Origin of the sequence: Brachybacterium sp. Z12, from assembly GCF_014400405.1 — a bacterium.
Lineage (GTDB): Bacteria > Actinomycetota > Actinomycetes > Actinomycetales > Dermabacteraceae > Brachybacterium.
On sequence record NZ_CP060496.1, the window covers coordinates 1,415,256 to 1,439,046 of the forward strand.

Sequence of the window (23,791 nt, forward strand, 5' to 3'; positions counted from 1 at the left end):
CAGAGCGGTGACGGGCCCGGACATGGCGCGTCCCGTGACCCCGCAGGGCCCCGGGACGCGTCAGCGCCGCTGCCGGCTCAGACCACGATGTTCACGATCTTCGGCGCGCGGATGATCAGCTTGCGGACCGTCTGACCCTCCAGCAGCTCCTGGACGCGCTCCTCGGCCATCACCGCGGCCTCGAGGTCGGTCTCGGAGATCTCCGGATCGACCTCGATGCGGTGGCGCACCTTGCCCTTGATCTGGATCACGCAGGTCACGCGCTCCGCCTTGAGCAGCTCCGGATCAGCTGCCGGGAAGGCGATGCGAGAGATGCTCCCGGTGTGGCCCAGGCGTGCCCACAGCTCCTCGGCCACGTGCGGCGCGAGCGGCGAGACCATCAGCAGCAGCAGCGGCTCGACAGCCTCACGGGGCGTGGATCCGGTGGCGATCAGGTGCTTGGTCAGGTGATTCACCAGCTCGATCAGCTTCGCGATCGCGGTGTTGAAGTGCATCCGCTCCATGTCTCGGGTGACCCCGTCGATGGTGCGGTGCGTCGCCTGCTGGATGTCGAGGGCGGCGGGCTCGTCGGAGACGTTCAGCTCGCCGGTCTCCTCATCGACCACCAGGCGCCACAGACGCTGCAGGAAGCGCTGGGAGCCGACGACCGCACGGGTCTCCCAGGGACGGGAGAGGTCCAGCGGGCCCATCGACATCTCGTAGACGCGCAGGGTGTCGGCGCCGTACTCCTCGTACATGTCGTCCGGGGCGACCGCGTTCTTCAGCGACTTGCCCATCTTCCCGTATTCCTGGGTGACGGGCTCGCCCTGGTAGGTGAAGGTGCCGTCGGCCTCGGCGACGACCTCCTCGGCGGGCACGTAGACGCCGCGGGCGTCGGTGTAGGCGTAGGCCTGGATATAGCCCTGGTTGAACAGGCGGTGGAACGGCTCCTGGCTGGAGACATCGCCGCGGTCGAACAGCACCTTGTGCCAGAACCGTGCGTACAGCAGGTGCAGCACCGCGTGCTCCACACCGCCGACGTAGAGGTCCACGCCGCCCACGCCGCCGTCCTCACGGGCGCCCAGCCAGTACTTCTCGTTCTCCGGGCGCACCAGGACATCGTCCTCGGTGGGGTCGATGTAGCGCAGGTGGTACCAGGAGGAGCCGGCCCACTGCGGCATCGTGTTCGTCTCGCGCAGGTAGGTCTTGGGCCCTTCGCCCAGGTCCAGCTCGACCTCGACCCAGTCCTGCGCCCGTGACAGCGGGGTCTGGGGCTCGGTGTCCGCGTCCAGCGGATCGAAGGTCCTGGGGGAGAAGTCCTCCACCTCGGGCAGGTCCACGGGCAGCATCGAGGTGGGGAGCGGGATCGGCACCTCGGGGTGCTCGGGGTCGTACACCACGGGGGGAAGGGCTCGCCCCAGTAGCGCTGGCGGGAGAAGAGCCAGTCGCGCAGACGGTAGGTGGTGCGGGCACGGCCGAAGCCTCGTGCCTGCGCGTGCTCGGTGGCTCGGTCCTTCGCCTCGTCCTTGTCGAGCCCGTTGAGGTCCAGATCGGCGCTCGCGGAGTTGATCTTCTCGCCGTCCCCGGTCCAGGCCCCGCCGTCGAAATCGGCGGGCGGGCGCACGGTGCGGATCACCGGCAGGTCGAACTTCGCGGCGAACTCGAAGTCCCGCGCGTCCTCGGCGGGGACCGCCATGATCGCGCCGGTGCCGTAGCCGGTCAGCACGTAGTCCGCGGTGAAGACCGGCAGCTGGCGGCCGTCCATCGGATTGGTCGCGATCAGACCGGTGAACACACCGGTCTTCTCGCGGTCGTCGGCCGTGCGCTCGTCCTCGTCGAGGGCGGCGGCGCGAGCCCGGTAGGCCGCGACGGCCTCGCGAGGGCTCGCCGCGCCGCCGGTCCAGGGACTGCGCGGTGCCCTCCGGCCAGGACGCCGGCAGGGCCGAGGGGTCCGAGAGCAGTGCATGCTCGGGGGACAGGACGCAGAACGTCGCCCCGAACAGGGTGTCCGCACGGGTGGTGAAGACGTCGAAGGTCGCCTCGGGGGCGGAGGTCAGGCCCGTGGCGGGGAAGGTGATCTGCGCGCCGTGGCTGCGACCGATCCAGTTGCGCTGCATCGAGCGGATCGACTCGGGCCAGTCCACCCGGTCCAGGTCGTCGATGAGGCGATCCGCGTAGGCGGTGATGCGCATGTTCCACTGCCGCAGACGGCGGGTGAAGACCGGGAAGTTGCCGCGCTCGGAGCGACCCTCGGCGGTGACCTCCTCGTTGGCCAACACGGTGCCCAGCCCCGGGCACCAGTTCACCGGGGTCTCGGAGATGTAGGTCAGGCGGAAGGAATCGGCCAGCTCGGCGATCTCGGCATCGCTCGCTCCCGTGACGTCATCGGCGCTGCGGTCGGCCCAGGCCGCGGGCAGCTCGATGCCCTGACGGTCCGCGAGCGCGTAGGGATCCACCGCGCCGCTGCGCAGCTCCTCGCGCAGCTCCGCGATCGGGCGCGCCCGCCCCGTGATGCCGTCGGCGTTGGGGGCCTCGGGGTCGTACCAGGAGTCGAAGATCCGAAGGAAGATCCACTGGGTCCACTTCACGAACTCGGGATCGGTGGTGGCCAGCGAGCGGCGGGAGTCGTGGGACAGCCCCAGCCGGTGCAGCTGACGGCGCATGTTGGCGATGTTCGACTCGGTGGTGGTGCGCGGATGGGTGCCGGTCTGCACCGCGTACTGCTCCGCAGGCAGGCCGAAGGCGTCGTAACCCATCGTGTACAGGACGTTCTTGCCCATCATGCGCTGATGGCGGGCGACCACATCGGTCGCGATGTAGCCCAGCGGATGGCCCACATGGAGCCCTGCTCCCGAGGGGTAGGGGAACATGTCCATGATGAACATCTTCTCGGACGCGGACGATGTAGCCGCCGTGGCCGCCTCGGACGCGGACTCGGCCGTGCCGCGCAGCTCGCCGACGGGATTGTCGGCACGGAAGGTGCCGTCCTCGTCCCAGCGCTGCTGCCAGCGGCGCTCGATCTCGTCCGCCACCGTGGCGGTATAGCGGTGCGGGGCCTCGCTCATGGGTGAATCGTCCTCCGAAGGATCAGTGCGGCAGGTGCCGCCAGGCATCTCGTGACATGAAAAAACCCTCGCGCAGGCGAGGGGAGCCGCATCGGTGCCTCACGTGCGCACCGGGCACGCTCTCAGGAGCGCGGGGTGGGCGCGGGCCTTGTCCGACGCGGCTGCATAAGCAGGAGCCGTCGAGTCACCGGGCCATCCTACCGCGCTCAGGGGCGCAGCCGGGGCCAGGCTCAGACGCCGAGCACGGCAGAGATCAGCAGCAGCACCAGCACGGTGCCGATGGTCGTGATCAGCACCGTGTCGCGGGCCAGGTTCTCGGAGGCGCGGTAACGCGCTGCAGCGACATAGACGTTCTGCGCTGTGGGAAGCGCCGCCATCACCACGACCTCGTACAGGGAGACGCCCCGCAGGCCCAGCAGCAGCCCCACACCTACCGCGATCACCGGCATCAGCAGCAGCTTGGAGCTCGAGGCGACGGCGATCAGGCCGCGGTAGCCGTCGTCCTTCGCGAGCGGTCTCGAGCCGTACAGGGACAAGCCGTAGGCCAGCAGCATCGCGGGGATCGCCATGTTCGCGAGGGAGCGGACCGGCTCGAGGGCCACCGGCGGGATCTGCACGCCCGCCAGCACCAGGAGCAGGCCGATGGTCGAGGCGATGATGGTGGGGTTCGCGACGATGCTGCGCAGCACGCCGGCGGTGCCGGGGAGTCCTCCACGGTGACGCGGTGGAGCACGAAGAGGTAGAGCGGCGTGTACACCGCTTGCTGGAACAGGATCACGGGCAGGGCGTGGGAGATGTCGCCGAGAACATAGGCGGCGATCGGGAATCCCATGTTCGCGCCGTTGACCACGGAACCGCTGATGGCGGTCATGATCAGGTCCGCGCCCCGGCGCTTGGTGAACACCGCGACGGCCAGGAGCACGATCACGCCGGTGAGGAGACCGGAGATGGCTGCGACCAGCATCGGTCGCGAGAGCACCTCGCGCACCTCGGATTCGAGCAGCCCGATCAGCACCAGAGCGGGGGAGGCGATGAAGAAGGTGGAGCGGTTCAGGACGTAGCGGCCATGCGGGCCGAGCACACCGGTGCGGCCCACCACCCAGCCCACGCCGATCATGGCCCAGACGATGAAGAAGCCGGCGAGAACCCCGCTCACAGGAGAGTTCGGGAGGAAGTCGTGATCACCGGACCGATCCTAGACCACCTGCAGGAAAGGGCCTTCCCGCGTTCAGCTGCCGGACGGAAACTGTCACAGGAGGTGGGGTCAGCGCATCCCGTGCGAGGTGCGGCCGTCGATCTGATCATCCATGCCGGGAACAGGCTGCGCGCCGTCGGAACCGAGGGCAACGATGCGATTGCTCTCATCCACGTGGACGACGCGGGGACGGTGCGCGGAGACCTCGGTCTCGTCCAGCTGCCCGTACGCGATGATGATGACGAGATCGCCCGGGGCCACGAGATGAGCCGCGGCGCCGTTGATCCCGATCACGCCGCTGTCGCGCTCACCCTCGATCACGTAGGTGATCAGGCGATGACCATTGGTGATGTCGACGATCGTGACCTGTTCATTCTCGACCAGCCCCGCGGCCTCCGTGAGGGCAGGGTCGATCGTCACCGAGCCCACGTAGTGCAGATCTGCCTGCGTGACGGTGGCCCGGTGGATCTTCGAGGTCATCAGAGTGCGCAACATCGCCTCTATTCTCCCATCACTGCCGCATGCTGGATGATGGGAGCGTCCGTTTCGTCAGGAGGATCACCATGCCCAAGGCCCGCCGCAGTTCAGCACGCCGTTCTCAGCGGTTCGAGGATATGGCGCTGCCCGATGAGCTGCTCGGCGTCCTCGCCGATCAGGGCCTCGAGCGCGCCTTCGAGATCCAGTCGGTGATCCTGCCCGACGCCCTCGCGGGCCGTGATGTGCTGGCTCGGGCCGAGACCGGCTCCGGCAAGACCCTCGCGTTCACCCTCGCGATGACCTCCCGCTTCCGCGGGCGCAAGATGCATCGCAAGCGCCCGCTGGGTGTGGTGCTGGTGCCCACCCGAGAGCTGGCGGTGCAGGTCGTCGACACGATCCACCCCTTCGCCCGGGCCGTGGGCATCAAAGCGCAGCTGGTCTCCGGCGGCATGAACATCGAGAAGCAGGCCGACGCCGTGGCCCGCGGGGTCTCGATCGTGGTGGCCACCCCGGGGCGCCTGATCGACCTCGCCGAGCGCGGTGCGCTGCAGCTGGACCTGGTCGAGACCACGATCATCGATGAGGCGGACCACATGGCCGACCTCGGCTTCCTGCCGGACGTCAGCGACATCCTCGCCGCGATCCCGATGGGCACCCAGAAGATGCTCTTCTCCGCGACCCTGGACGGGCAGGTCGAGCAGATCGTCGACACCTTCCTGGTCGATCCGATCAGCCACGAGACCACCCCGGTCACCGCCGCTGTGGCGACCATGGACCATCACGTGCTGGCCATCGAGCCCTCCGCCAAGCGCGAGGTCACCGCCCAGCTCGGTGCCCGCGAGGGACGCACCCTGATGTTCACGCGCACCCAGCTGGGTGCCGAGCGGGTGGCGCAGGAGCTGGTCGAGGTCGGCATCGGCGCTGCGGCCCTGCACGGCAACAAGCAACAGGGGCTGCGCACCAATGTGCTGGCCGGTTTCCGTGAGGGCGCATATCCCGTGCTGGTCGCCACCGATGTCGCGGCCCGCGGGCTCCATATCGACGACGTGACGATGGTGGTTCACGTCGACCCCTCCGATGACGTCAAGGAGTATGTGCACCGCTCGGGGCGCACCGCCCGTGCGGGAGCCACAGGCAGCGTCGTCACGCTCGCTCTGCCGCACCAGATCGCGAAGACCCGCAATGTCCTCTCGGGAGCCAAGGTAGAGCCGACCTGGGTTGATGACGTCGATTCTGCGGAGGTTCCCGCCCTCGCTGAGCTCGGCGGGAGGACGCCTGCCGGTGAACCCGCAGAGGACCCGGCGACCGTGAAGTACAAGGGTGCTCCGCGCAAGCTCAACCTCACCCGCGCCAGCGGTGCCGATACCCGCAAGGCGGAGGAGCGGCGCGCGAACGAGGAGCGGCGATCCTCCTGGGAGGATTCAGAGCCCGGAGAAGGCCGTGACGGTGCCCGTGCCGGACGCGGACCCGACCGCAAGGGCGGGGGACGGGGACGGACCGCCGGGGCAGCCGGCGGCCGGGGCCGCCCGTCGGACGAGAAATCCGGCAACACGCGCGATAGGCGTGGAAGGTCCGATGGCGCCGCCGGCGGGGAGCGGCGCGGTAGGTCCGATGGCGCCGCCGGTGGGGAGCGGCGCGGACGCAGCGAGGGCACCGGCAAGGGCCAGGGTCGCGGGCGATCCGGCGCGCCGACGCGGGCGCCGCGCCGGCGTGGGGGACGATGAGTCCCGGATGCATGGCTCGATGACGAGCCGGTGAGGCGCCGAGGAGGCACGCGATGAGCATCAGCACCTTCGACTTGTTCAAGATCGGGATCGGTCCGTCGAGCTCCCACACGGTGGGTCCGATGCGCGCCGCCGGGCTGTTCGCCCGCGAACTGCTCGCCGATCCCGAGCTCGGCCCGCGGGTCGCCGATGTCTCCGTCCACCTCTACGGCTCCCTCGCCGCCACCGCGGTGGGGCACGGCACCCTGGACGCGGTCGTGATGGGGCTGGAGGGGGCCGATCCCGAGACCGTGGACCCAGTCGCAGGCCGGGAGCGTGTCGCGCAGATCGAATCCGCGGGCGGGCTGCTGCTCGACGGCACGTTGCCGGTGAGCCTGCGGCCCTCCACGATCGTGACGCACCCGCTGACCTTCCTCCCCCAGCATTCCAACGGGATCACCTTCATCGCGCTGGACGCGCTGGGGCAGGAGCTTCTGCGGCGTCCGATGTTCTCCGTCGGCGGAGGGTTCGTGGTCGACGAGGCCGATATGGACCGCTCGATCGCCGAGGTCGCGGCCGAGGACGAGGGCCGCACCATCTTCACCACCGGGGATGAGCTGCTGAAGGTCTGCGAGGACCGTGGGATCTCGATCTCCGAGGCGATGCTGCTGCGGGAACGGCAATGGCGCAGCGACGAGGAGATCCGCAGCGGTCTGCTCACCATCTGGCGCGCCATGGACGACTGCATCGAGCGCGGCACCCACACCAGCGGGATCCTCCCCGGAGGGCTCGAGGTCAGGCGTCGAGCCGCCTCCTGGTATGACTCGCTGAGCGTCGAGGACCCGGTGCGCCTGCCGATGAACGCCTTCGAATGGGTCTCGCTCGCGGCGCTGGCCGTGAACGAGGAGAACGCCGCCGGGGGCGCGTGGTCACCGCCCCCACCAACGGCGCCGCCGGGATCGTCCCGGCCGTGCTGTTCTTCGCCACCACCTACCTCGAGGGCGTCGACCCCGACGAGATCGCGGTGCGCTTCCTGCTCACCGCCGGCGCGATCGGTTCCCTGTACAAGGAGCACGCCTCCATCTCCGGCGCCGAGGTGGGATGCCAGGGGAGGTGGGCTCGGCCTGCTCGATGGCGGCGGCGGCCCTGTGCGAGGCGATGGGTGGCAAACCTGCCCAGGTGGAGAATGCCGCCGAGATCGCGATGGAGCACAACCTCGGGCTGACCTGCGACCCCATCGGCGGTCTGGTCCAGATCCCCTGCATCGAGCGGAATGCGATGGCGGCGGTCAAGGCGATCACCGCAGCTCGCTTCGCACTGCGCGGCACCGGAGAGCACTTCGTCTCCCTGGACACGGTCATCGAGACCATGCGCCAGACGGGCAGGGACATGAACGCGCGGTACAAGGAGACCGCGATGGGCGGGCTCGCGGTGACTGCCGTCCCGGTCAGCGTCCCGGACTGCTGAGCCGCACCTCGCGCGGCACCGCCGCCGCGCCCAGCCGGTCGCGCACCAGGGCTCTCAGCTCCTCGGCGCCCGGGACCGTCTCCGCTGACGGTTCGAGCGTCACCTCGGCGACCGTCCGCACCCCGAAGCGCTCGTCAGGCACGACCAGCAGGCGGGCGTCCCGCACCCCATCGTGGGCGCACAGCACGCGCGCCACAGCCACGGGGTCGTGGAGCATCCCGCCGGAGGAGAGCCCTCCATCCGCGCGGCCGAGCACGCGGACGGCGCCTCGAGCGATCTCCCCGCGGTCGGTGACCAGCTCCCGCCCGCCGGTGAACGGAGTGCGGGCGTGCAGCAGACCGTCGACCTCGCGCAGGCGCACCCCGCGCAGCGGCCTGCCGTCTACCGTCAGCGAACCGGTCTCGGTGGTGCCGTAGACGTCATGGACCCGGGCCCGGAAGTGGCGGGTCAGGTCTGCACGGAGAGCCGGGAGCAGCACATCGGAGCCGGAGACCACCCGCGGGATGCGCAGCGGGCGCCCTCGGCCGAGCGTGCGGTCTGCGTGCAGGAGGTCCAGCAGATGCACAGGGACGCCGGTGAGCAGATCCGGGGAGGTGCGGTGGAGCAGCTCCACCCGTTCAGCGGCCGGCAGGTGGCTGAGGTCCACCAGCGGTGCGCCCACGGCGAGCGTGCCCAGGGCGACCAGCAATCCGTGGCCGTGGACGCCCGGTGCCGCGCAGGCGATCGTCCGGCCGGGTCGCAGCCCGATGCGGCGGCCGAGGTCTGCGAGGGTGGCCAGCTGGGCCGGGGAGAGCGGGCCCCGGCGCTGGAGACGAGGAGCGGCGGTGCTGCCGCTCGAACGCAGCTCGAGCGTGCCGTCACCGGCCAGCGCCGCGACCAGCACCTGGCGCAGCGGGGCGGTGGCCGGCAATGCGCCCAGACCGGTCGGCGCCGTCGCCCGGGACCGACGGCGGTGCAGGTGCACCAGATCGAGGAGCTCGCCCGCGGTCAGCTCGCCATGACGATCCACGAGCGCCACCGAGCGGGGGCGCAGGGCGACGCGGGCGCGCAATGCGGTGGACGCCTGCAGGAGCTTCATCCCCGGGACCCCCTTCCCGGTGCGGCGAGGCGACGGGTCAGCTCCGCGGCGCGGCCCGCCATGGACGCCCCGGACGACGGAGCGGCCTGGGAGAGCACCGCCCCGACGCGCGCCCAGGGCGGCGAGAGCAGGGTGCGGCGCGCATCGAGCGCGTGGAGCACCCGCCGCGCGGCCCGGTCGGGGGAGGGCGCCGCGCGGGGCGCTGCCGTAGGTGGGGGCGGCCATGGCGGTGGCGACCAGGGGGAGCTCCACGATCGCGATCCGCACGCCGTGCCGGGAGGCCTGAGGGCGCACGGCCCGCAGCCAGGCATCGAGTGCTGCCTTCGAGGCGCCGTAAGCCGCCCATCCCGGAGTGGGGATCCGTGCGGAGGCGCTCGTGACGGCGATGATGCGCCCGCTCCCGGCCCCGCACATCGCCTCGAGCATCGCCAGCAGCAGCGTCGCCGGGCCCAGCAGGTTCGTTCCGGTCAGGCGCACCAGGTCGTGGGGCCGGCCGAAGCTCGCCTCGAGGCTGCGGCGGATCGAGTGACCCGCCAGGGAGATCACCGCGGACGGGGTGCCGTGCTCGGCGAGGACGGCCTCGGCCAGCCGCGCGACCGCCTGCTGGTCACGCAGATCGCAGGGCAGCACCCGGGCAGTGCCGCCTGCCGCGTGCACCTCGGCGGCCAGGGCTGTGAGACGGTCCTCGTCGCGGGCGGTGAGCAGCAGGTGCTCCCCACGTGCGGCCAGCTGAAGGCAGACGGCGCGGCCCACGCCACCGCTCGCCCCGGTGACCAGGATCATCGGTGACCGTGGGCGCGGCTCACCAGGAGCCCCGCTGATAGGCGCCGGGATACAGCGCGGCATCGCGCACCTCCAGCTCGTGCGCGGCGCGCTGCGGCCAGCCCGGCTCACGCAGCGCGGCACGGCCCACCGCCACGTAGTCCGCGTCGCCCCGGTCCAGCACCGCCTGGGCGCCGGCGGGGTCGGTGATCAGGCCCACGGCGGCCACCGGCAGCGAGACGGCATCGCGCAGGGTGCGGGCGAAGCCCACCTGGTACTCGGGGCCGACGGCGATGTCTGCGATCACCGCGCCGCCGGTGGAGACGTGCAGAGCGTCGATGCCCACCTTCTCGAGCTCGCGGGCGAGCTCGACGGACTGCTCGATGTCCCAGCCGCCGTCGATCCAGTCCGTGGCGCTGATGCGGACGATCACCGGACGATCAGCGGGCCACTGCTCCCGCACCGCGGCAGCGATCTCGAGCGCGAAGCGGCGCCGACCCGGCCCGTCCCCGCCGTACTCGTCGGTGCGGGTGTTCACCAGCGGGGAGAGGAATTCGTGGACCAGATAGCCATGCGCGAAGTGGAGCTCGAGCGCATCGAAGCCGGCCTCCTCGGCGCGGCGAGCGGCAGCGACGAAGTCCTCGACGACCAACCGGATCTCCTCGCGGCTGAGCTCGTCCGGGGCATCGAGGCCCGGGAAGGGATCGGAGGTGGGGCCGACGGCGCGCCAGCCCGAGGCGAACTCGGGCACAGTGCCGCGGCGGGCGCGGAACCGAGGAAGCGCGGGCCAGGTCGAGGCCTTTCGCCCGGCGTGGGCGAGCTGGACCGCGACCGGAGCCCCCTGCTGCTGGCAGAAGCCGGTGATCCGGCGCCAGGCCTGGGCCTGCTGGTCGTTCCACAGCCCCGTGTCCCGAGGGCTGATGCGGCCCTCGGGGCTCACGGCCGTGGCCTCCGTGACGATCAGACCGAAACCGCCGGTGGCACGGGCTCCCAGATGCACCAGATGCCAGTCGGTGGGGATGCCGTCCTCGTCCTCGACCATGTACTGGCACATGGGCGCGAGCCAGATGCGATTGCGCATCTCGAGGGAACGCAGCCGTGCAGGTGCCAGGAGCGCCGGCGAAGCGGCGACGGGATCGGAGAGCATGGTCCCCTACGGTAGTCGCCCCACCTGCGAGCCCGCGCCTGCCGGCTGGTCGCGGCGGGGTATCCCGCCCGTGTGACCGCAGAGGGCGGTGTGCGGGCGTGCACACGACGGACCCTGATGGCGAGCATCTCGAGATCCACTCGGGACCCGCACGGTGAACCGGCAACCGGGTCCTCGTCAGGAGCGCGCAGCGACCGAGCTGTGTGACGAAGGCGCGTGACGTGCGTCTCCTGCGATACGGTGTCCGCGTCCATCCGCCCCGGTCGACCGGGGCCCGTGAAGCAGGAGTGTTGATGTCTGACGACGCGAAGACCGGGATCGAGAACCTCTCGCAGGAGAGCCGCACCTTCTCCCCGCCCACCGAATTCGTGCAGAACTCGGTCGGCCGTCCCTCCCTCTACCAGGAGGCCGAGCGTGATCGTCTGGCGTTCTGGCGCTCACGGGCGAGCCTGCTGAGCTGGGAGACTCCGTTCACCGAGACTCTCGACTGGTCCAACCCGCCCTTCGCGCGCTGGTTCGCCGACGGCACGCTGAATGTCGCGTACAACTGCGTGGACCGTCACGTCGAGTCCGGGCACGGTTCGCAGGTCGCGCTGCTGGCGGAGTACGAGGACGGCTCCGACGCGTCCTTCACCTACGCCGACGTCAAGGACGAGATCTCCCGGATGGCCAACGTCCTGACCGATCTCGGGGTCAAGACCGGCGACCGGGTCGTGATCTACCTGCCGATGGTCCCCGAGGCGGTCTTCGCGATGCTCGCCTGCGCACGCATCGGTGCACCGCATTCGGTGGTGTTCGGAGGCTTCAGCGCCGAGGCGCTGCGCTCCCGCATCGAGGATGCCGAGGCCCGGGTGGTCATCACCGCGGACGGCCAGAACCGTCGCGGCAAGCAGCTCCCGCTCAAGACCGCTGTGGACGAAGCGCTCGCCGGCGGCGGCGCCTCCGTCGAGAAGGTCCTCGTGGTGCGCCGTACCGGCGGCGACGTCGAGTGGGCCGAGGGCCGGGACGTGTGGTGGCACGAGGCCCGCGAGACCGCCTCGAACGAGCACGCGCCTGTCGTGGTGGAGGCGGAGCACCCGCTGTTCATCCTCTACACCTCCGGCACCACCGGAAAGCCCAAGGGGATCATCCACACCACCGGCGGATACCTCACCCAGGCGGCGTACACCCACCGCAACGTCTTCGACCTCAAGCCCTCCACGGACGTCTACTGGTGCACCGCGGACGTCGGCTGGGTCACCGGCCACACCTACGTGGTGTACGGCCCGATGGCCAACCGCGCCACGCAGGTCATCTACGAGGGCACCCCGGACACCCCGCACCAGGGACGCTGGTGGGAGATCATCGAGAAGCACAAGGTGTCGCTGTTCTACTCCTCGCCCACCGCGATCCGCACCGCGATGAAGTGGGGCGAGGACATCCCCGCCAAGTTCGACCTGTCCTCGCTGCGCCTGCTCGGCAGCGTCGGTGAGGCCATCAATCCCGAGGCATGGATGTGGTACCGCCGGGTCATCGGCGGCGACCGCTGCCCGATCGTGGACACCTGGTGGCAGACGGAGACCGGCGGCATCATGATCTCGCCGCTGCCGGGCGTCACCGCGACGAAGCCCGGCTCGGCTCAGCAGCCGCTCCCGGGCATGAGCGCTGATGTCCGCAATGATGCCGGTGAGCCCGTCGCGAACGGGGAGGGCGGCTACCTCGTGCTCGATGAGCCCTGGCCGGGCATGCTGCGCGGCATCTGGGGCGACCCCGAGCGTTTCAAGGAGACCTACTGGTCTCGCTTCGAGGGCCTCTACTTCGCCGGCGACGGCGCCAAGCGCGACGAGGATGGCGACATCTGGCTGCTCGGTCGTGTGGACGACGTCATGAACGTCTCCGGCCACCGCCTGTCCACCATGGAGATCGAGTCCGCGCTGGTCAGCCACGAGTGGGTGGCCGAGGCCGCTGTGGTCGGCGCGAACGACGAGACCACCGGCCAGGTGCCGGTCGCCTTCGTGATCCTCCGCTCCGGCAACGAGGACGCCATCGCCGCGGACGGCGGTGAGGACGCCGTCCCCGAGATGCTGCGCGCCCACGTGGGCCGTGAGATCGGCCCGATCGCCAAGCCGAAGAAGGTCCTGCTCGTCTCCGAGCTGCCCAAGACCCGCTCCGGCAAGATCATGCGTCGACTGCTGCGGGACGTCGCCGAGAACCGTCAGGTGGGCGACACCCAGACCCTGGCCGACGCCTCCGTGATGGATCTGATCCAGAAGGGTCTCACCAGCAAGGACTGAGCCTACGACTCGGCATCTGACCGGGCACGGGACAGGAACAGGGCGGGTTCCCGGTCGATCGACCGGGCACCCGCCCTCCTCTTTCCGGCTCCGCTGAGCGCAGCAGGGTCATCGAGAGATGGTGATCCCCCGAGTTCAGAGGTCACCGTGAGGGTGCCGTTCACGGCGGTCGTGCCACCCGTGAGCGACCGATCCACATCGACGCTCCCGAGCTCGGACTCGGCGGCCACCTCCCAGCGGGCTGACCCGGGCAGCGCGACATCGACGCTGCCGAGCTCTGCGGTGATCGCGACGTCACCGCCGGCATCCACGGGCAGCAGCAGATCGACATCCCCCACCGCGGCAGTGATGTCCACGGAGGCAGGCGCGGGCGAAGCGAGCTCGATGTCGATATTGCCCACCTCGGACGTCGCGGTGAGCCTCTCGGTGGCGGTGAGCGGCCCGAGCACGAGGTCACCCACATCGGCGTGCACGCTGAGCGTGTCGAACTCGCCGTCGACCATGACGTTGCCGACCTCGGCGCGCAGGTCGAGGGACAGCTCGTGGCCGACGGGGACGAGCAGCAGCAGGTCGTGGCTGGGGTTCATCCAGGGCAGCACGGAGTATCGCTGAGGCTGGCTCACGACTGCCGTGGCGCCCTGCGAATCGGTGCCACGGGTGATGCGGGCGCGCACCGTCTCCTGCGGCGGGGGAGAGCCGTCGCGCCCGGCTCCACCAGGGCCAGGGTCACCTCGTCGACGTCCTCCGAGGGGAGCACCCGGACAGAGCCCACCTCGCTGGTCAGACTCAGCGAGGTGGGGGTGCCGAGCCCCGTGGTGGCCGACACCTCGGAGTACCCACGACCGGTCGCCCAGCTCGCCGCGGTGGCCAGGGTGAGCCCGCTGATCAGCATTAGCACGACCGCGGAGCCCAGCAGCACCGTGAGCACCCGCCAGGGCCGGTCCCGGTCGGGTGACGGGGTCAGCTGTTGGCCGGGGAGGAACAGAGGCTGCTGCGAAGGGGGCGGCGGAGCCTGTGCGGTCTGCGCCGGGTGAGCGGGGGAGCAGTGGTCATCATCGTTCCTCTGATTCCAGATAGCGCAGGACTGCCATGACGCGTCGGTTCTCCCCGTCCACGGGCGGGAGGTCGAGCTTGCCGAGCAGCGAGGAGATGTGCTTCTCCACGCTGCCGGCGGAGACGAACAGGGTGTCGGCGATCGCCTGGTTCGAACGGCCCTGGGCCATCAGCGAGAGCACCTCGCGTTCACGCGGGGTGAGGCCCTCGAGGGTGCGCCGGCGACGGGAGCGGATGAAGATCTGCTGGATCACCTCGGGATCCAGCCAGGTGCCCCCGGAGCCGACATCGGCCACGACTCCCAGGAAGTCGTCGACGTCCGCGACCCGGTCCTTGAGCACGTACCCCAGCCCGGTGGGGAGTCCGCGATCAGCTCGGAGGCATAGCGCTCCTCGACGTACTGAGAGAGGACGAGCAGCGGCACCTCCGGATCCTGGTTGCGGATCAGCACAGCGGCCCGGATCCCCTCATCGGTGAAGGTGGGCGGCATCCTCACATCGATCACCGCGAGATCAGGGCGGTGCTGGGAGACCGCGCTCAGCAGTGCTGTGCCATCGCCGACGGCAGCGACCACCTCGTGGCCCGCATCGGTGAGCAGTCGTTCGAGCCCTGCGCGCAGCAGCACGGCGTCATCGGCGATCACGATCCTCATCGGAGGGCCTCCTGGGTGGTGGGGTGAGAGATGGTGGTGGCAACGGGATCGGTGCGTCCCGTCAGCGGGATCACGGCGACCAGCACCGTGCCGCCTCCGGGTGGGCTCGCCACCTCGAGCAGGCCGCCGGTGGCGCGAACCCGGTCGGTGAGCCCGGCGAGGCCGGTGGACAGCCCGTCACGGCGCACCTGTGCACCACCGCGCCCGTCGTCCTCGACACGCACCCGCAGCACGTCGTTGTTCCGGGTCACCGAGACATCCGCGGTGGAGGCCTCGGCATGCTTGGCGACGTTCGTCAGCGCTTCGGCGACCACGAAATACGCGACGGCCTCGAGCTCCCGGTCGAGCCCCGGCCCGGTGTCATTCCTCAGCTCCACCCGCAGCTCCACCGGGACGAGCGACCGGGCGACGAGTGCGGACAGGGCCGCATCCAGCCCACGGTCGGTGAGGACGGCAGGGTGGATGCCGCGGGCGAGCTGCCGCAGATCGGTCATGACCGACTTGGCTTCCGCGTGGGCCTCGCCCACCAGCTGCTCAGCGCGCTCGGGGTCGGTCCGGACGGTGTTCTTGGCGATCCCCAGTGTCATCGCGAGGTTCACCAGGCGGGGCTGCACGCCGTCGTGGAGATCGCGCTCGATGCGCAGCCGTTCCTGGGCCGCGGCGTCCACGGCACCCTGTCGTCGCTCGGCCAGCTCGGCGACCTGCACTCGCAGGTCGTCCTCGGAGCCGGAGACCAGCCCGCGGGCTAGTCCGCGATCTGCCAGGGCGCCGAGTGCCAGCATCACCACAGCCAGGAGCAGGCTCACCGTGCCGATCCCGCCGAGCGTCCAGCGGGACAGCTCGAGCGTTCCCAGCTCCACCGGTCCGTGGGCGAGCGCGGTCTCCCATCCCGCCCAGCCGAGCCACAGCAGCAGCAGGAAGGCCGTGAAGAAGGCCCCTGCGACCAGGATCGCCAGATGATGGTGCAGCACCCCGCGCCAGAACGCGCCGGTGCCGAGTTCGAACCAGCGGTTCTGCAGCCAGCCGGCGGCACCAGCGCGGCGGGAGCGGCGGAGGGGCGGCAGGATCACGGGGATGCCGTGGATCGCGACCGCCCGGCGCCGCTCGACCCGCACGGCCAGCTGCATCAGCAGCGTCCAGGGGATCAGCAGGAGCAGTCCGGTGCCGAGCGCCGGCAGGCTCGTCAGGCCGGCCACGAAGAGCGTCAGACTGATCCAGAACCAGCTGCAGAACAGGAGTCCGCCCACGACCACGGAGGCGAGGGAGGCGGGGGTGAGCCGGGAACGCGGTCGCGGTGCGCCCCGGGCAGAGGTGTCGTCCATGCCATGACACTATGCGGACCGATGCCGGGCACCCCAGGGTGCCCGCCCTCCGCTCCACCGGGGAAAACCCCGGTCGGGTCGCTCCGTGACGCAACTCCGCTCGGACCGATGCGGATCGGGGCTCAGAATGCGGTTCAATGGGTGCATGAGCAGTGACGCCACTTCATCCGACGAGTCCATCGACCCCATCTCCGACTCCGGGGACCCACAGCGTGATGCCGGTACCATCGGCCAGGTCATCGAGAACGTCGAGCGGACCGCCGCGGAGCTCAGCGACGACGGCCAGGACCGTGGCACCCTGCACGACGTCGCGAACTCCCTGGGGATCTCCAGCGCGGTCGCGCTGCGTGCCCTGCGCGAGTCCGACGAGATCAAGCCGCAGATGATGCGCCGCGTCCGGGAGACCGCCGAGCGGCTGAACTTCCCGCTCGCAGAGCTCAGCGAGGAGACCGAGCATCGCGGCGTGGTCGCGGTGCTCGTCAACACGATGCGAAACACCTGGATCTCCGATCTGGTGCGCGCCATCCGCATCGAGCTGACCGCGACCGGGCGCACCGCTGTCGTCGTCCCCACTCGTCGTCGTCTCCCCGAGTACCCGGTCGCCGCGGACACCGACGCGATCGAGAACCTGGTCCACCTCGGGGTCGACGGCTTCCTGATGATCTCCGACCTCGCAGACATGGACAGCGTGCTCGAGGCCGCCGGCAACCGTCCCGTGGTCGGCATCGGCTGCTCGAAGGGATTCGTCGGCCGCTTCGACACCGTCCGCATCGATGATGAGGTGGGTCAGGGGCTGCTCGTGGACCACCTGGTCAGCCTGGGGCATCGCGAGATCGCCCACGTCGGCGGAGTCGGGGCGGCAGTGGCCCGTGAGCGGGCGGAGGCCTTCCGCAAGGCCACGGAGCGTCACGGCCTCGGAGAGGCGGCACGGGTCGAACCCGGTGATTTCACCGAGCAGGTCGGCCAGACCGCCGGTTCGATGCTGCTGCGAGGAAGCCGGGTGCCCACCGCTGTCACCTGCGCCAACGACGTCACCGCCGTCGGAGTGCTCTCTGCGGCCCGCGACGCCGGCTTCTCCGTCCCCGAGGAGCTGGCGGTGGCCGGGTACGGCAACACCTCCCTCGCCTCCTCCGGCGTCTCGCAGCTGACCAGCGTCGACCCCAACTCCGATCGGCTCGGTGCGCTCGCCGCACAGTTCCTCGTCGAACGAGTCTCCGGTCACGAGGGTCCGTCGCGCGATGTGGCGGTGGCGCCGTCCATCGTGGTGCGCCGCACGACCTCCGCGGGCCCGCGCCCCGAGACCACCAAGCGCAAGCGGATCTCGGTCGACTGACCCCGCCCCCGGAACTCACGAACGCCCTCCTCCCTGCGATAGGCTCCGATCATGATCAACACCACGAACGACCCGAGCACGCCGCCCACCCAGCGGTCCATCGGAGAGCTCGTCCAGTCCATCCGTGACGAGCTCCTCGGTGTCGTGCACCACGAGATCGACATCGCCAAGAAGGAGTTCACGGCACTTGCGATCAAGGTCGGCATCATCGCCGCCTGCGCAGCCGTGCTGCTGTTCCTCCTCCTCTCGGCCTGGGTGATGCTGCTGTTCGCCGCCGCCACCGGCCTCGAGGCGCTGGGCCTTCCCGCCTGGGGCGCATTCCTGATCGTCGCGGGAGTGTTCGTCCTGCTCGGCGCGATCTTCGGACTGGTCGCCTTCCTGGTGTCGAAGAAGCTCAAGGCCCCCGAGACCACGATCGAGACCGCCCAGGCCGCCGTCAACGCGGTCCAGGGCAAGCGGCGTCAGAACGCCGTCTCCTATGACGACACCTTCGAGGAGCTCTACGGCAAGCAGGTCAGCGCCCGCACCGACTGAGCAGCCCACGCACCACCCACGCGCCTGCCCCCGCGCGAGCCGGGGCCATCCGCCGCGCTGCGGGGCAGTACCCTGGGGGAGTGACTCTCCACCTGCACGACACCGCCACCCGTACCGCCGCACCGTTCACCCCGGTGCGCGAGGGGGCGGTGTCGTTGTATGTCTGCGGTCCGACCACACAGGGTGCCCCGCACCTCGGACATCTGCGCACCTTCCTCGCCTTCGACGTGCTTGTGCGCTGGCTCGAGCGCAGCGGCCTCGCGGTGACCCATGTCCGCAACGTCACCGACATCGACGACAAGATCCTCGTGAAGTCCGCCGAGGCGGATGCCGACTGGTGGGCGTGGTCCCTGCGCTTCGAGCGCGAGTTCCAGGACGCCCTGGACCGCATCGGCAACCGCCGCCCCAGCTACGAGCCGCGCGCCACCGGGCACGTGCCCGAGATGATCCAGCTGATGCAGCTGCTCATCGAGCGCGGGCACGCCTACGCCGACGGGAACGGCTCGGTCTACTTCGACGTCGCCTCCCACCCGAGCTACGGCTCGCTCACCCGCCAGTCCCTCGAGGACATGCAGGACGCCGGCGAGGAGATGGAACCCGGCAAGCGGGACCCTCGCGATTTCGCGCTGTGGAAGGCGGCGAAGCCGAAGGAGCCGGCCTCCGCGTCCTGGGACACGCCTTTCGGTCGGGGACGACCGGGCTGGCACCTCGAATGCTCCGCCATGAGCCGCAAGTACCTCGGCGAGACCTTCGACATCCATGCCGGAGGCCTCGACCTCCGCTTCCCCCACCACGAGAACGAGCAGGCCCAGTCGCACGCCGCGGGCTTCGGCTTCGCCCAGCTCTGGATGCACTCCGGGGTGCTCACCGTGGACGGGCAGAAGATGGGCAAGAGCCTCGACAACTTCGTGACCTCCGCGCAAGCTCTGGCCGAGCACCCGACGCCGGCCGTGCGGCTCGCTCTGGTGAGCGGGCACTACCGGGCCACCGTCGAGTACAACGCGACCGCGATGCGCGAGGCGGAGACGGTCTGGGAACGCTTCAGCGCCACCGCGCGGCGCGCCGCCGAGCTGCTCGGCGAGGACCCCTCCGCGGCTCCTGAGGCGGAGCTGAGCACGATCGAGCTGCCCGCGGACTTCGTCGCAGCGATGGATGACGACCTCGCAGTGCCCGAGGCCCTCGCCGTCATCCACCGCGAGCAGTCGGCGCTGAACTCCCTGCTCGCCGCCGGCGCGCTGGGCCCCGAGGTCGCCTCCGGACTCGGCCGGCTCCGCGCCATGCTGGACGTGCTGGGCCTGGACCCGCTGTCCCCTCAATGGGGCGGCACCTCTGGGGCGGCAGGCGCTGAGCATGCCGCGCTGGATGCACTGATCACCAGCCAGCTCGCAGCCCGCGAAGCGGCGCGCGCCGAGAAGGACTGGGCCCGCGCCGATGCGCTGCGCGACGCGCTGACCGCTGCCGGGATCCGTATCGAGGACGGCCAGGAGGGCGCCCGATGGGCCCTCGAGACCAAGAACTGAAGGACTGAGGAGACGCCAGATGGCAGGAAACAGCTCGCGCCGCGGTGCGGTGCGCAAGGGCAAGAAGGGCGCGACCGTCGGCTCCGGCGGTGTGCGTCGTCGAGCTCTCGAAGGCAAGGGCCCGACCCCCAGGGCCGAGGACCGTCCCGCTCATAAGGCGTACAAGGGGGCCTCTGGATCCGCCGGCGGATCCACCGGGCGCCGAGCGCCCGGCGGCGCCAAGAGCGCGCGCAAGCAGCTCGGCAGCGATCAGGTCGCAGGCCGCAACTCCGTGCTCGAAGCGCTGCGGGAGGACGTGCCCGCCACCAAGCTGACGGTCATGGTCCGCCTCGACACCGACGAGCGGGTGGGCGAGATCATGCGACTGGCCACCGCGCGCGGCCTGCCGATCGCAGAGGCCACCCGCACCGACCTCGACCGCATGACCGATCATTCCGTGCATCAGGGTGTGGCGCTGACCATCCCGCCGTACGAGTACGCCGAGGTCGATGAGCTGCTGAGCATCGCCGCGGATCGCTTCGAGCCGCCGCTGCTGGTCGCTCTCGACGGCATCACCGATCCCCGCAACCTCGGCGCGATCCTCCGCTCTGCGGACGCCTTCGGTGCGCACGGGGTGATCCTGCCCGAGCGGCGCAGCGTGTCGATGACCGCGAGCGTCTGGAAGGTCGCCGCGGGCGCCGCAGGCCGTATCCGGGTCGCCCAGGTCACCAACCTCAACCGCACCCTGACCTCCCTCAAGGAGCAGGGCGTGTTCGTGCTCGGCCTCGATGCCGAGGGCGATGTGACCACGCGGGAGCTCGAGCTGGGCACCCAGCCGGTCGCCCTGGTCGTCGGTGCGGAGGGCAAGGGGCTCTCCCGCCTGGCCAGGGAGATCAGCGACCAGGTGGTCTCGATCCCGATGGGCGGGCGCGCGGAGTCGCTCAACGCCTCGGTGGCCGCCGCGATCGCGCTCTACGAACTCTCCGGGGTCAGGGAGAGTCAGGGACTGGGCTGAGGCGAGCGGGGCAGCGGCCGGGAGACCTCCCGGCCGCGCACCGTCCGCACGGACAGCGTCACGTGCGGGAGCGTGAGCTGGATGACCGGCCCCAGCGCGATCGCGTAGACCACGGTGCCCACCCCGAGCGGGCCGCCCAGCGCCCAACCGGTCACCAGCACGGTCACCTCCAAGACGATGCGCACCGGCCCCACGGGCCTGCTGAGCACCCGCCCCAGCCCCGTCATCAGCCCGTCACGCGGCCCAGCGCCGAGCTGGGCACCGATGTACGCCGCGCCGCTGATCCCGTTCAGGAGCACTCCCGAGGCCATCATCGCCAGGGCGATCGGCACTGTGCGGGCCTCGGGGAGCAGCAGCATCCCCAGGTCGACGCTGACGCCCACCCAGATCGCGTTCGCGACCGTGCCGATCCCGACCCTCTCCCGCAGCGGCACCCACACCAGCAGCAGCACGAAGCTCACTGCGATGCTCACCGTCCCCACGGTCAGCCCGATGTGATCTGCGATCGCCGCATGCAGCACGTCCCACGGTGCTCCTCCCAGTCCTGACTCGAGCAGCAGCGCCAGGGAGAACCCGAAACCGGTGAGCCCCGCCATCATCTGGAGCAGGCGCAGGGCGAGCCGGTCGGCCCCCAGCTGGTCGCGGAGGGAGAGATTGTTCAGCCGCGCCGGAGCGCTGTCGCGTGCACGGCGCATGGGACGCCCGACCCTCTCAGGACTCGAAGATCGGCAGTGCGGACGTCTCCGTCGTCACCAGCGAGCGCTCGTCCGGACGGTGGATGAGGACGTTGAGGATGTAGTGGCGCACGGTGTCGTCGAGGCTGACATCCTGCCCAGCCTGCTCGGAGAGGAACCACTTGTGCTCGAGGATCTCGTGGAAGAACTCCGGCGGCTCGAGCTTGGAGCGCATCGAGCGCGGCACCGCACGGACCACCGGCTCATAGTGATCCTTCAGCCACTCGTGGGCCACGAACTCCTCGTCCTCGAGCTGCTGTTCGGTGTCGGCACGGAACTGGTCGAGGTCGTTGAGGAGGCGGCGAGCCTGATTCTCCTGCGCGTCGATGCCGGTCAGGCGCATCAACCGGCGTGCATGATGCCCTGCATCGACCACCTTCGGCATGATCGACAGCGAGGTGCCGTCGAGGTCCGTGGTGATCTCGAGCTCGCCCACGTCGAAGCCCAGCGCATTGAGCTTCTCGATGCGGGCGGAGACGCGCCAGCGCTCATCGGCGGAGAACCGCTCCCGGGAGGTCAGCGTCTCCCACAGCTCCTCGTAGCGGGAGACCAGGTCATCACCTACCGCAATCGGGTCAGCCTCGGGATCGAACATGTCCCCGGCCTGGAGGTCCATCAGCTCGCCGATGATGTTGGTGCGTGCCAGGTCGAGGTCGTAGCGGCGCTGACCGACAGTGAGCCGCTCATGGAGGACACCGGTCTCGACGTCGACGAGGTAGGCGGCGAAGGCCCCCGCGTCGCGGCGGAAGAGCGTGTTGGACAGGGAGACGTCACCCCAGTAGAAGCCCTCGAGGTGGAGGTGGACGAGCAGCACCGCCAGGGCGTCCAGCAGCCGGTGGGCCGTGTCCGGGCGCGAGACCTGGCTGAACACTGCGCGGTACGGCAGGGAGAACTGGAGGTGCCGGGTGATCAGCATCGCGTCGAGCGGCTCTCCCGTCGGCGTGCTCCGGCCCGAGATCACGGCGAAGGGCTCCACGCAGGGGATGCCGAGCCGGCCGAGGATGCGGAGCATGTCGTACTCGCGCTGTGCGAGATCGCGGGAGATCTCCTTCAGCGCGAGGACCCGTCCCGAGACGCGCACGAAACGCACGACGTGACGGGAGATGCCACGCGGGAGCGCGGCGAGCATGTCCTCGGGCCACTGCTCGAGCGGTTGCTCCCACGGCAGGTCCAGCAGTGCCGGATCTGCACGGGACGCGGTGATCTCCAGGGGTGCCATTGCTCCATTCTCTCCCGAGCGAAGACGCTTCGAGCACTCCCGGCATGATGTCACGTCAACGGGACGGACAGCACACCGCGAGGCAGGGCCTCGGACGACGGCGACGGGCGCCCGGCAGCAGCCGGACGCCCGTCGCGCGGTGCTTCTGCTGCGGTTCAGTCGCCCAGGCGCTGACCGTTCTTCGCATCGAAGAGGTGGGTGTGCTCCGGCGAGGGACGGAAGTACACCGTCTCGCCCTTGGCCGGAGGACGACGGGCGTCGACGCGAGCGATGAACGGCTTGGCCGTCTCGTCGCTGCCGGCGCGGCGGCCGTAGATGAACGCGTCCGCGCCCAGCTCCTCGACGAGGTCGACCTCGACGGCGAGACCCTGGTTGTCGGGGGCGAGCTCGAGATCCTCGGGACGCACACCCACGGTGACCGTGGTCTGATCGGTCTCGGAGAGGGTGGAGCGGTCCACGGGGATCACGGCGCCGCCGAACTCGACACCCTGATCGGACAGCGGGGCGTCGAACAGGTTCATCGCGGGGGAGCCGATGAAGCCGGCCACGAACACGTTGTCCGGGTGGTCGTACATGCGGCGGGGGAGTCGATCTGCTGGAGCACGCCACGATCGAGGACGGCCACGCGGTCGCCCATCGTCATCGCCTCGGTCTGGTCGTGGGTCACGTAGACGGTGGTGACGCCCAGACGACGCTGCAGAGACGCGATCTGGGTACGGGTGGAGACGCGGAGTTTCGCGTCGAGGTTCGACAGCGGCTCATCCATGAGGAACACCTGGGGCGAGCGCACGATCGCGCGGCCCATGGCCACACGCTGACGCTGACCACCGGAGAGGGCCTTCGGCTTGCGGTCGAGGTACTCGGTGAGGTCGAGGATCTCGGCGGCGTCCTCGACGCGCTTGCGGATCTCGGCCTTCGGGTTGCCCGCGATCTTCAGGGCGAAGCCCATGTTGTCGGCGACCGACATGTGGGGGTAGAGCGCGTAGTTCTGGAACACCATCGCGATGTCGCGGTCCTTCGGCGGCACATCGGTGACGTCGCGGTCACCGATGAGGATGCGGCCGGCGTCGATCTCCTCGAGGCCGGCGAGCATGCGCAGCGAGGTCGACTTGCCGCAACCGGAGGGGCCGACCAGGACGAGGAACTCGCCGTCGCCGATCTCGATGTTGAGGTTGTCGACGGCCGGGCGCTCCTGGCCCGGGTAGACGCGCGAGGCGCTGTCGAACGTGACTGTTGCCATGGTGGTTCTCCTTCACCGGCAGGTACGTGCCGGACGGTCCGTTG

The 23,791-nt window shown here is 70.2% G+C and carries 15 protein-coding genes and 5 pseudogenes; 7 read left to right on the top strand and 13 right to left on the bottom strand.

Annotated elements, in window-relative coordinates:
- Nucleotides 1–77 precede the first annotated feature (77 nt).
- The 4 genes and pseudogenes from leuS to panD form a co-directional block, all read right to left on the bottom strand.
- A pseudogene (gene leuS / locus H3H54_RS07575) lies at nucleotides 78–3,044 on the bottom strand (leucine--tRNA ligase).
- A 230-nt stretch (nucleotides 3,045–3,274) separates the two neighbouring features.
- Nucleotides 3,275–3,733: an AEC family transporter gene (locus H3H54_RS07580; protein WP_316249161.1), complete on the bottom strand. Its 459-nt coding sequence runs from the start codon at nucleotides 3,731–3,733 to the stop codon at nucleotides 3,275–3,277.
- A 101-nt stretch (nucleotides 3,734–3,834) separates the two neighbouring features.
- Nucleotides 3,835–4,161 (bottom strand): annotated as a pseudogene (locus H3H54_RS07585) (AEC family transporter); the annotation flags it as partial.
- Nucleotides 4,162–4,308: 147 nt separating this feature from the next.
- Nucleotides 4,309–4,734, bottom strand: coding sequence for an aspartate 1-decarboxylase (panD, locus tag H3H54_RS07590; protein ID WP_262426135.1), 426 nt, complete (start codon nucleotides 4,732–4,734; stop codon nucleotides 4,309–4,311).
- 119 nt (nucleotides 4,735–4,853) lie between these two features.
- Here panD and H3H54_RS07595 point away from each other — a divergent pair, with 119 nt between their 5' ends.
- Together H3H54_RS07595 and H3H54_RS07600 are read left to right on the top strand one after the other, a co-directional pair.
- Complete coding sequence (locus H3H54_RS07595) at nucleotides 4,854–6,440, top strand: DEAD/DEAH box helicase (protein ID WP_262426136.1); 1,587 nt, start codon at nucleotides 4,854–4,856, stop codon at nucleotides 6,438–6,440.
- 53 nt (nucleotides 6,441–6,493) lie between these two features.
- Nucleotides 6,494–7,886: pseudogene (locus H3H54_RS07600) on the top strand (L-serine ammonia-lyase).
- Here the strand turns inward: H3H54_RS07600 and H3H54_RS07605 are convergent.
- Both H3H54_RS07605 and H3H54_RS07610 read right to left on the bottom strand, forming a co-directional pair.
- Entirely contained in the window at nucleotides 7,867–9,747 is a 1,881-nt protein-coding gene (locus H3H54_RS07605) for an SDR family NAD(P)-dependent oxidoreductase (RefSeq protein WP_262426137.1), read from the bottom strand. The pseudogene H3H54_RS07600 and the gene H3H54_RS07605 sit on opposite strands and share 20 nt — an antisense overlap.
- A gap of 19 nt (nucleotides 9,748–9,766) precedes the next feature.
- The gene (locus H3H54_RS07610; RefSeq protein WP_262426138.1) at nucleotides 9,767–10,873 is read right to left on the bottom strand and encodes an NADH:flavin oxidoreductase/NADH oxidase; all 1,107 of its coding nucleotides are present in this window, start codon (nucleotides 10,871–10,873) and stop codon (nucleotides 9,767–9,769) included.
- A gap of 293 nt (nucleotides 10,874–11,166) precedes the next feature.
- On the opposite strand from H3H54_RS07610, the gene acs reads away from it, so the two are divergent.
- Nucleotides 11,167–13,146 (top strand): acetate--CoA ligase, encoded by a 1,980-nt coding sequence (acs, locus tag H3H54_RS07615; RefSeq protein WP_262426139.1) that lies wholly within the window; start codon nucleotides 11,167–11,169, stop codon nucleotides 13,144–13,146.
- Nucleotides 13,147–13,148: 2 nt separating this feature from the next.
- Here acs and H3H54_RS07620 read toward each other — a convergent pair whose 3' ends face one another.
- From H3H54_RS07620 to H3H54_RS07635, 4 genes and pseudogenes are all read right to left on the bottom strand, one after another.
- A complete protein-coding gene (locus tag H3H54_RS07620; RefSeq protein ID WP_262426140.1) occupies nucleotides 13,149–13,733 on the bottom strand; it encodes a DUF4097 domain-containing protein in 585 nt (194 codons plus the stop codon).
- Between the two features lie 32 nt (nucleotides 13,734–13,765).
- Nucleotides 13,766–14,065 (bottom strand): hypothetical protein, encoded by a 300-nt coding sequence (locus tag H3H54_RS07625; protein WP_262426141.1) that lies wholly within the window; start codon nucleotides 14,063–14,065, stop codon nucleotides 13,766–13,768.
- Nucleotides 14,066–14,198: 133 nt separating this feature from the next.
- Nucleotides 14,199–14,851: pseudogene (locus tag H3H54_RS07630) on the bottom strand (response regulator).
- The gene (locus tag H3H54_RS07635) at nucleotides 14,848–16,173 is read right to left on the bottom strand and encodes a sensor histidine kinase (RefSeq protein ID WP_262426142.1); all 1,326 of its coding nucleotides are present in this window, start codon (nucleotides 16,171–16,173) and stop codon (nucleotides 14,848–14,850) included. The pseudogene H3H54_RS07630 and the gene H3H54_RS07635 overlap by 4 nt, the downstream one beginning before the upstream one ends.
- A gap of 145 nt (nucleotides 16,174–16,318) precedes the next feature.
- On the opposite strand from H3H54_RS07635, the gene H3H54_RS07640 reads away from it, so the two are divergent.
- From H3H54_RS07640 to rlmB, 4 genes are all read left to right on the top strand, one after another.
- On the top strand, nucleotides 16,319–17,506 hold the full coding sequence (locus H3H54_RS07640) for a LacI family DNA-binding transcriptional regulator (protein WP_262426143.1): 1,188 nt from the start codon (nucleotides 16,319–16,321) through the stop codon (nucleotides 17,504–17,506).
- A 51-nt stretch (nucleotides 17,507–17,557) separates the two neighbouring features.
- Entirely contained in the window at nucleotides 17,558–18,040 is a 483-nt protein-coding gene (locus H3H54_RS07645) for a phage holin family protein (RefSeq protein WP_262426144.1), read from the top strand.
- An 80-nt stretch (nucleotides 18,041–18,120) separates the two neighbouring features.
- On the top strand, nucleotides 18,121–19,560 hold the full coding sequence (gene cysS, locus H3H54_RS07650) for a cysteine--tRNA ligase (RefSeq protein WP_262426145.1): 1,440 nt from the start codon (nucleotides 18,121–18,123) through the stop codon (nucleotides 19,558–19,560).
- A gap of 19 nt (nucleotides 19,561–19,579) precedes the next feature.
- Nucleotides 19,580–20,554, top strand: coding sequence for a 23S rRNA (guanosine(2251)-2'-O)-methyltransferase RlmB (gene rlmB / locus H3H54_RS07655; protein WP_262426146.1), 975 nt, complete (start codon nucleotides 19,580–19,582; stop codon nucleotides 20,552–20,554).
- On the opposite strand, the gene H3H54_RS07660 is transcribed toward rlmB, so the two are convergent.
- The 3 genes and pseudogenes from H3H54_RS07660 to H3H54_RS07670 form a co-directional block, all read right to left on the bottom strand.
- Nucleotides 20,539–21,249 carry a YitT family protein gene (locus H3H54_RS07660; RefSeq protein WP_262426147.1) on the bottom strand — a complete coding sequence of 237 codons (711 nt, stop codon included), beginning with the start codon at nucleotides 21,247–21,249 and terminating at the stop codon, nucleotides 20,539–20,541. The two genes, rlmB and H3H54_RS07660, sit on opposite strands and share 16 nt — an antisense overlap.
- Before the next feature lie 16 nt (nucleotides 21,250–21,265).
- Nucleotides 21,266–22,507, bottom strand: coding sequence for a DUF4032 domain-containing protein (locus H3H54_RS07665; protein ID WP_262426148.1), 1,242 nt, complete (start codon nucleotides 22,505–22,507; stop codon nucleotides 21,266–21,268).
- Nucleotides 22,508–22,662: 155 nt separating this feature from the next.
- Nucleotides 22,663–23,747 (bottom strand): annotated as a pseudogene (locus H3H54_RS07670) (ABC transporter ATP-binding protein).
- Nucleotides 23,748–23,791: the final 44 nt, after the last annotated feature.

Excerpts from the sequence above, each read along its gene's own strand:
- panD (WP_262426135.1), bottom strand. The coding sequence starts at position 4,734 with ATGTTGCGCACTCTGATGACCTCGAAGATCCACCGGGCCACCGTCACG.
- H3H54_RS07595 (WP_262426136.1), top strand. The coding sequence starts at position 4,854 with ATGGCGCTGCCCGATGAGCTGCTCGGCGTCCTCGCCGATCAGGGCCTC.
- H3H54_RS07605 (WP_262426137.1), bottom strand. The coding sequence starts at position 9,747 with ATGATCCTGGTCACCGGGGCGAGCGGTGGCGTGGGCCGCGCCGTCTGC.
- H3H54_RS07610 (WP_262426138.1), bottom strand. The coding sequence starts at position 10,873 with ATGCTCTCCGATCCCGTCGCCGCTTCGCCGGCGCTCCTGGCACCTGCA.
- acs (WP_262426139.1), top strand. The coding sequence starts at position 11,167 with ATGTCTGACGACGCGAAGACCGGGATCGAGAACCTCTCGCAGGAGAGC.
- H3H54_RS07620 (WP_262426140.1), bottom strand. The coding sequence starts at position 13,733 with ATGAACCCCAGCCACGACCTGCTGCTGCTCGTCCCCGTCGGCCACGAG.
- H3H54_RS07635 (WP_262426142.1), bottom strand. The coding sequence starts at position 16,173 with ATGGACGACACCTCTGCCCGGGGCGCACCGCGACCGCGTTCCCGGCTC.
- H3H54_RS07640 (WP_262426143.1), top strand. The coding sequence starts at position 16,319 with ATGAGCAGTGACGCCACTTCATCCGACGAGTCCATCGACCCCATCTCC.
- H3H54_RS07645 (WP_262426144.1), top strand. The coding sequence starts at position 17,558 with ATGATCAACACCACGAACGACCCGAGCACGCCGCCCACCCAGCGGTCC.
- rlmB (WP_262426146.1), top strand. The coding sequence starts at position 19,580 with ATGGCAGGAAACAGCTCGCGCCGCGGTGCGGTGCGCAAGGGCAAGAAG.
- H3H54_RS07660 (WP_262426147.1), bottom strand. The coding sequence starts at position 21,249 with ATGCGCCGTGCACGCGACAGCGCTCCGGCGCGGCTGAACAATCTCTCC.
- H3H54_RS07665 (WP_262426148.1), bottom strand. The coding sequence starts at position 22,507 with ATGGCACCCCTGGAGATCACCGCGTCCCGTGCAGATCCGGCACTGCTG.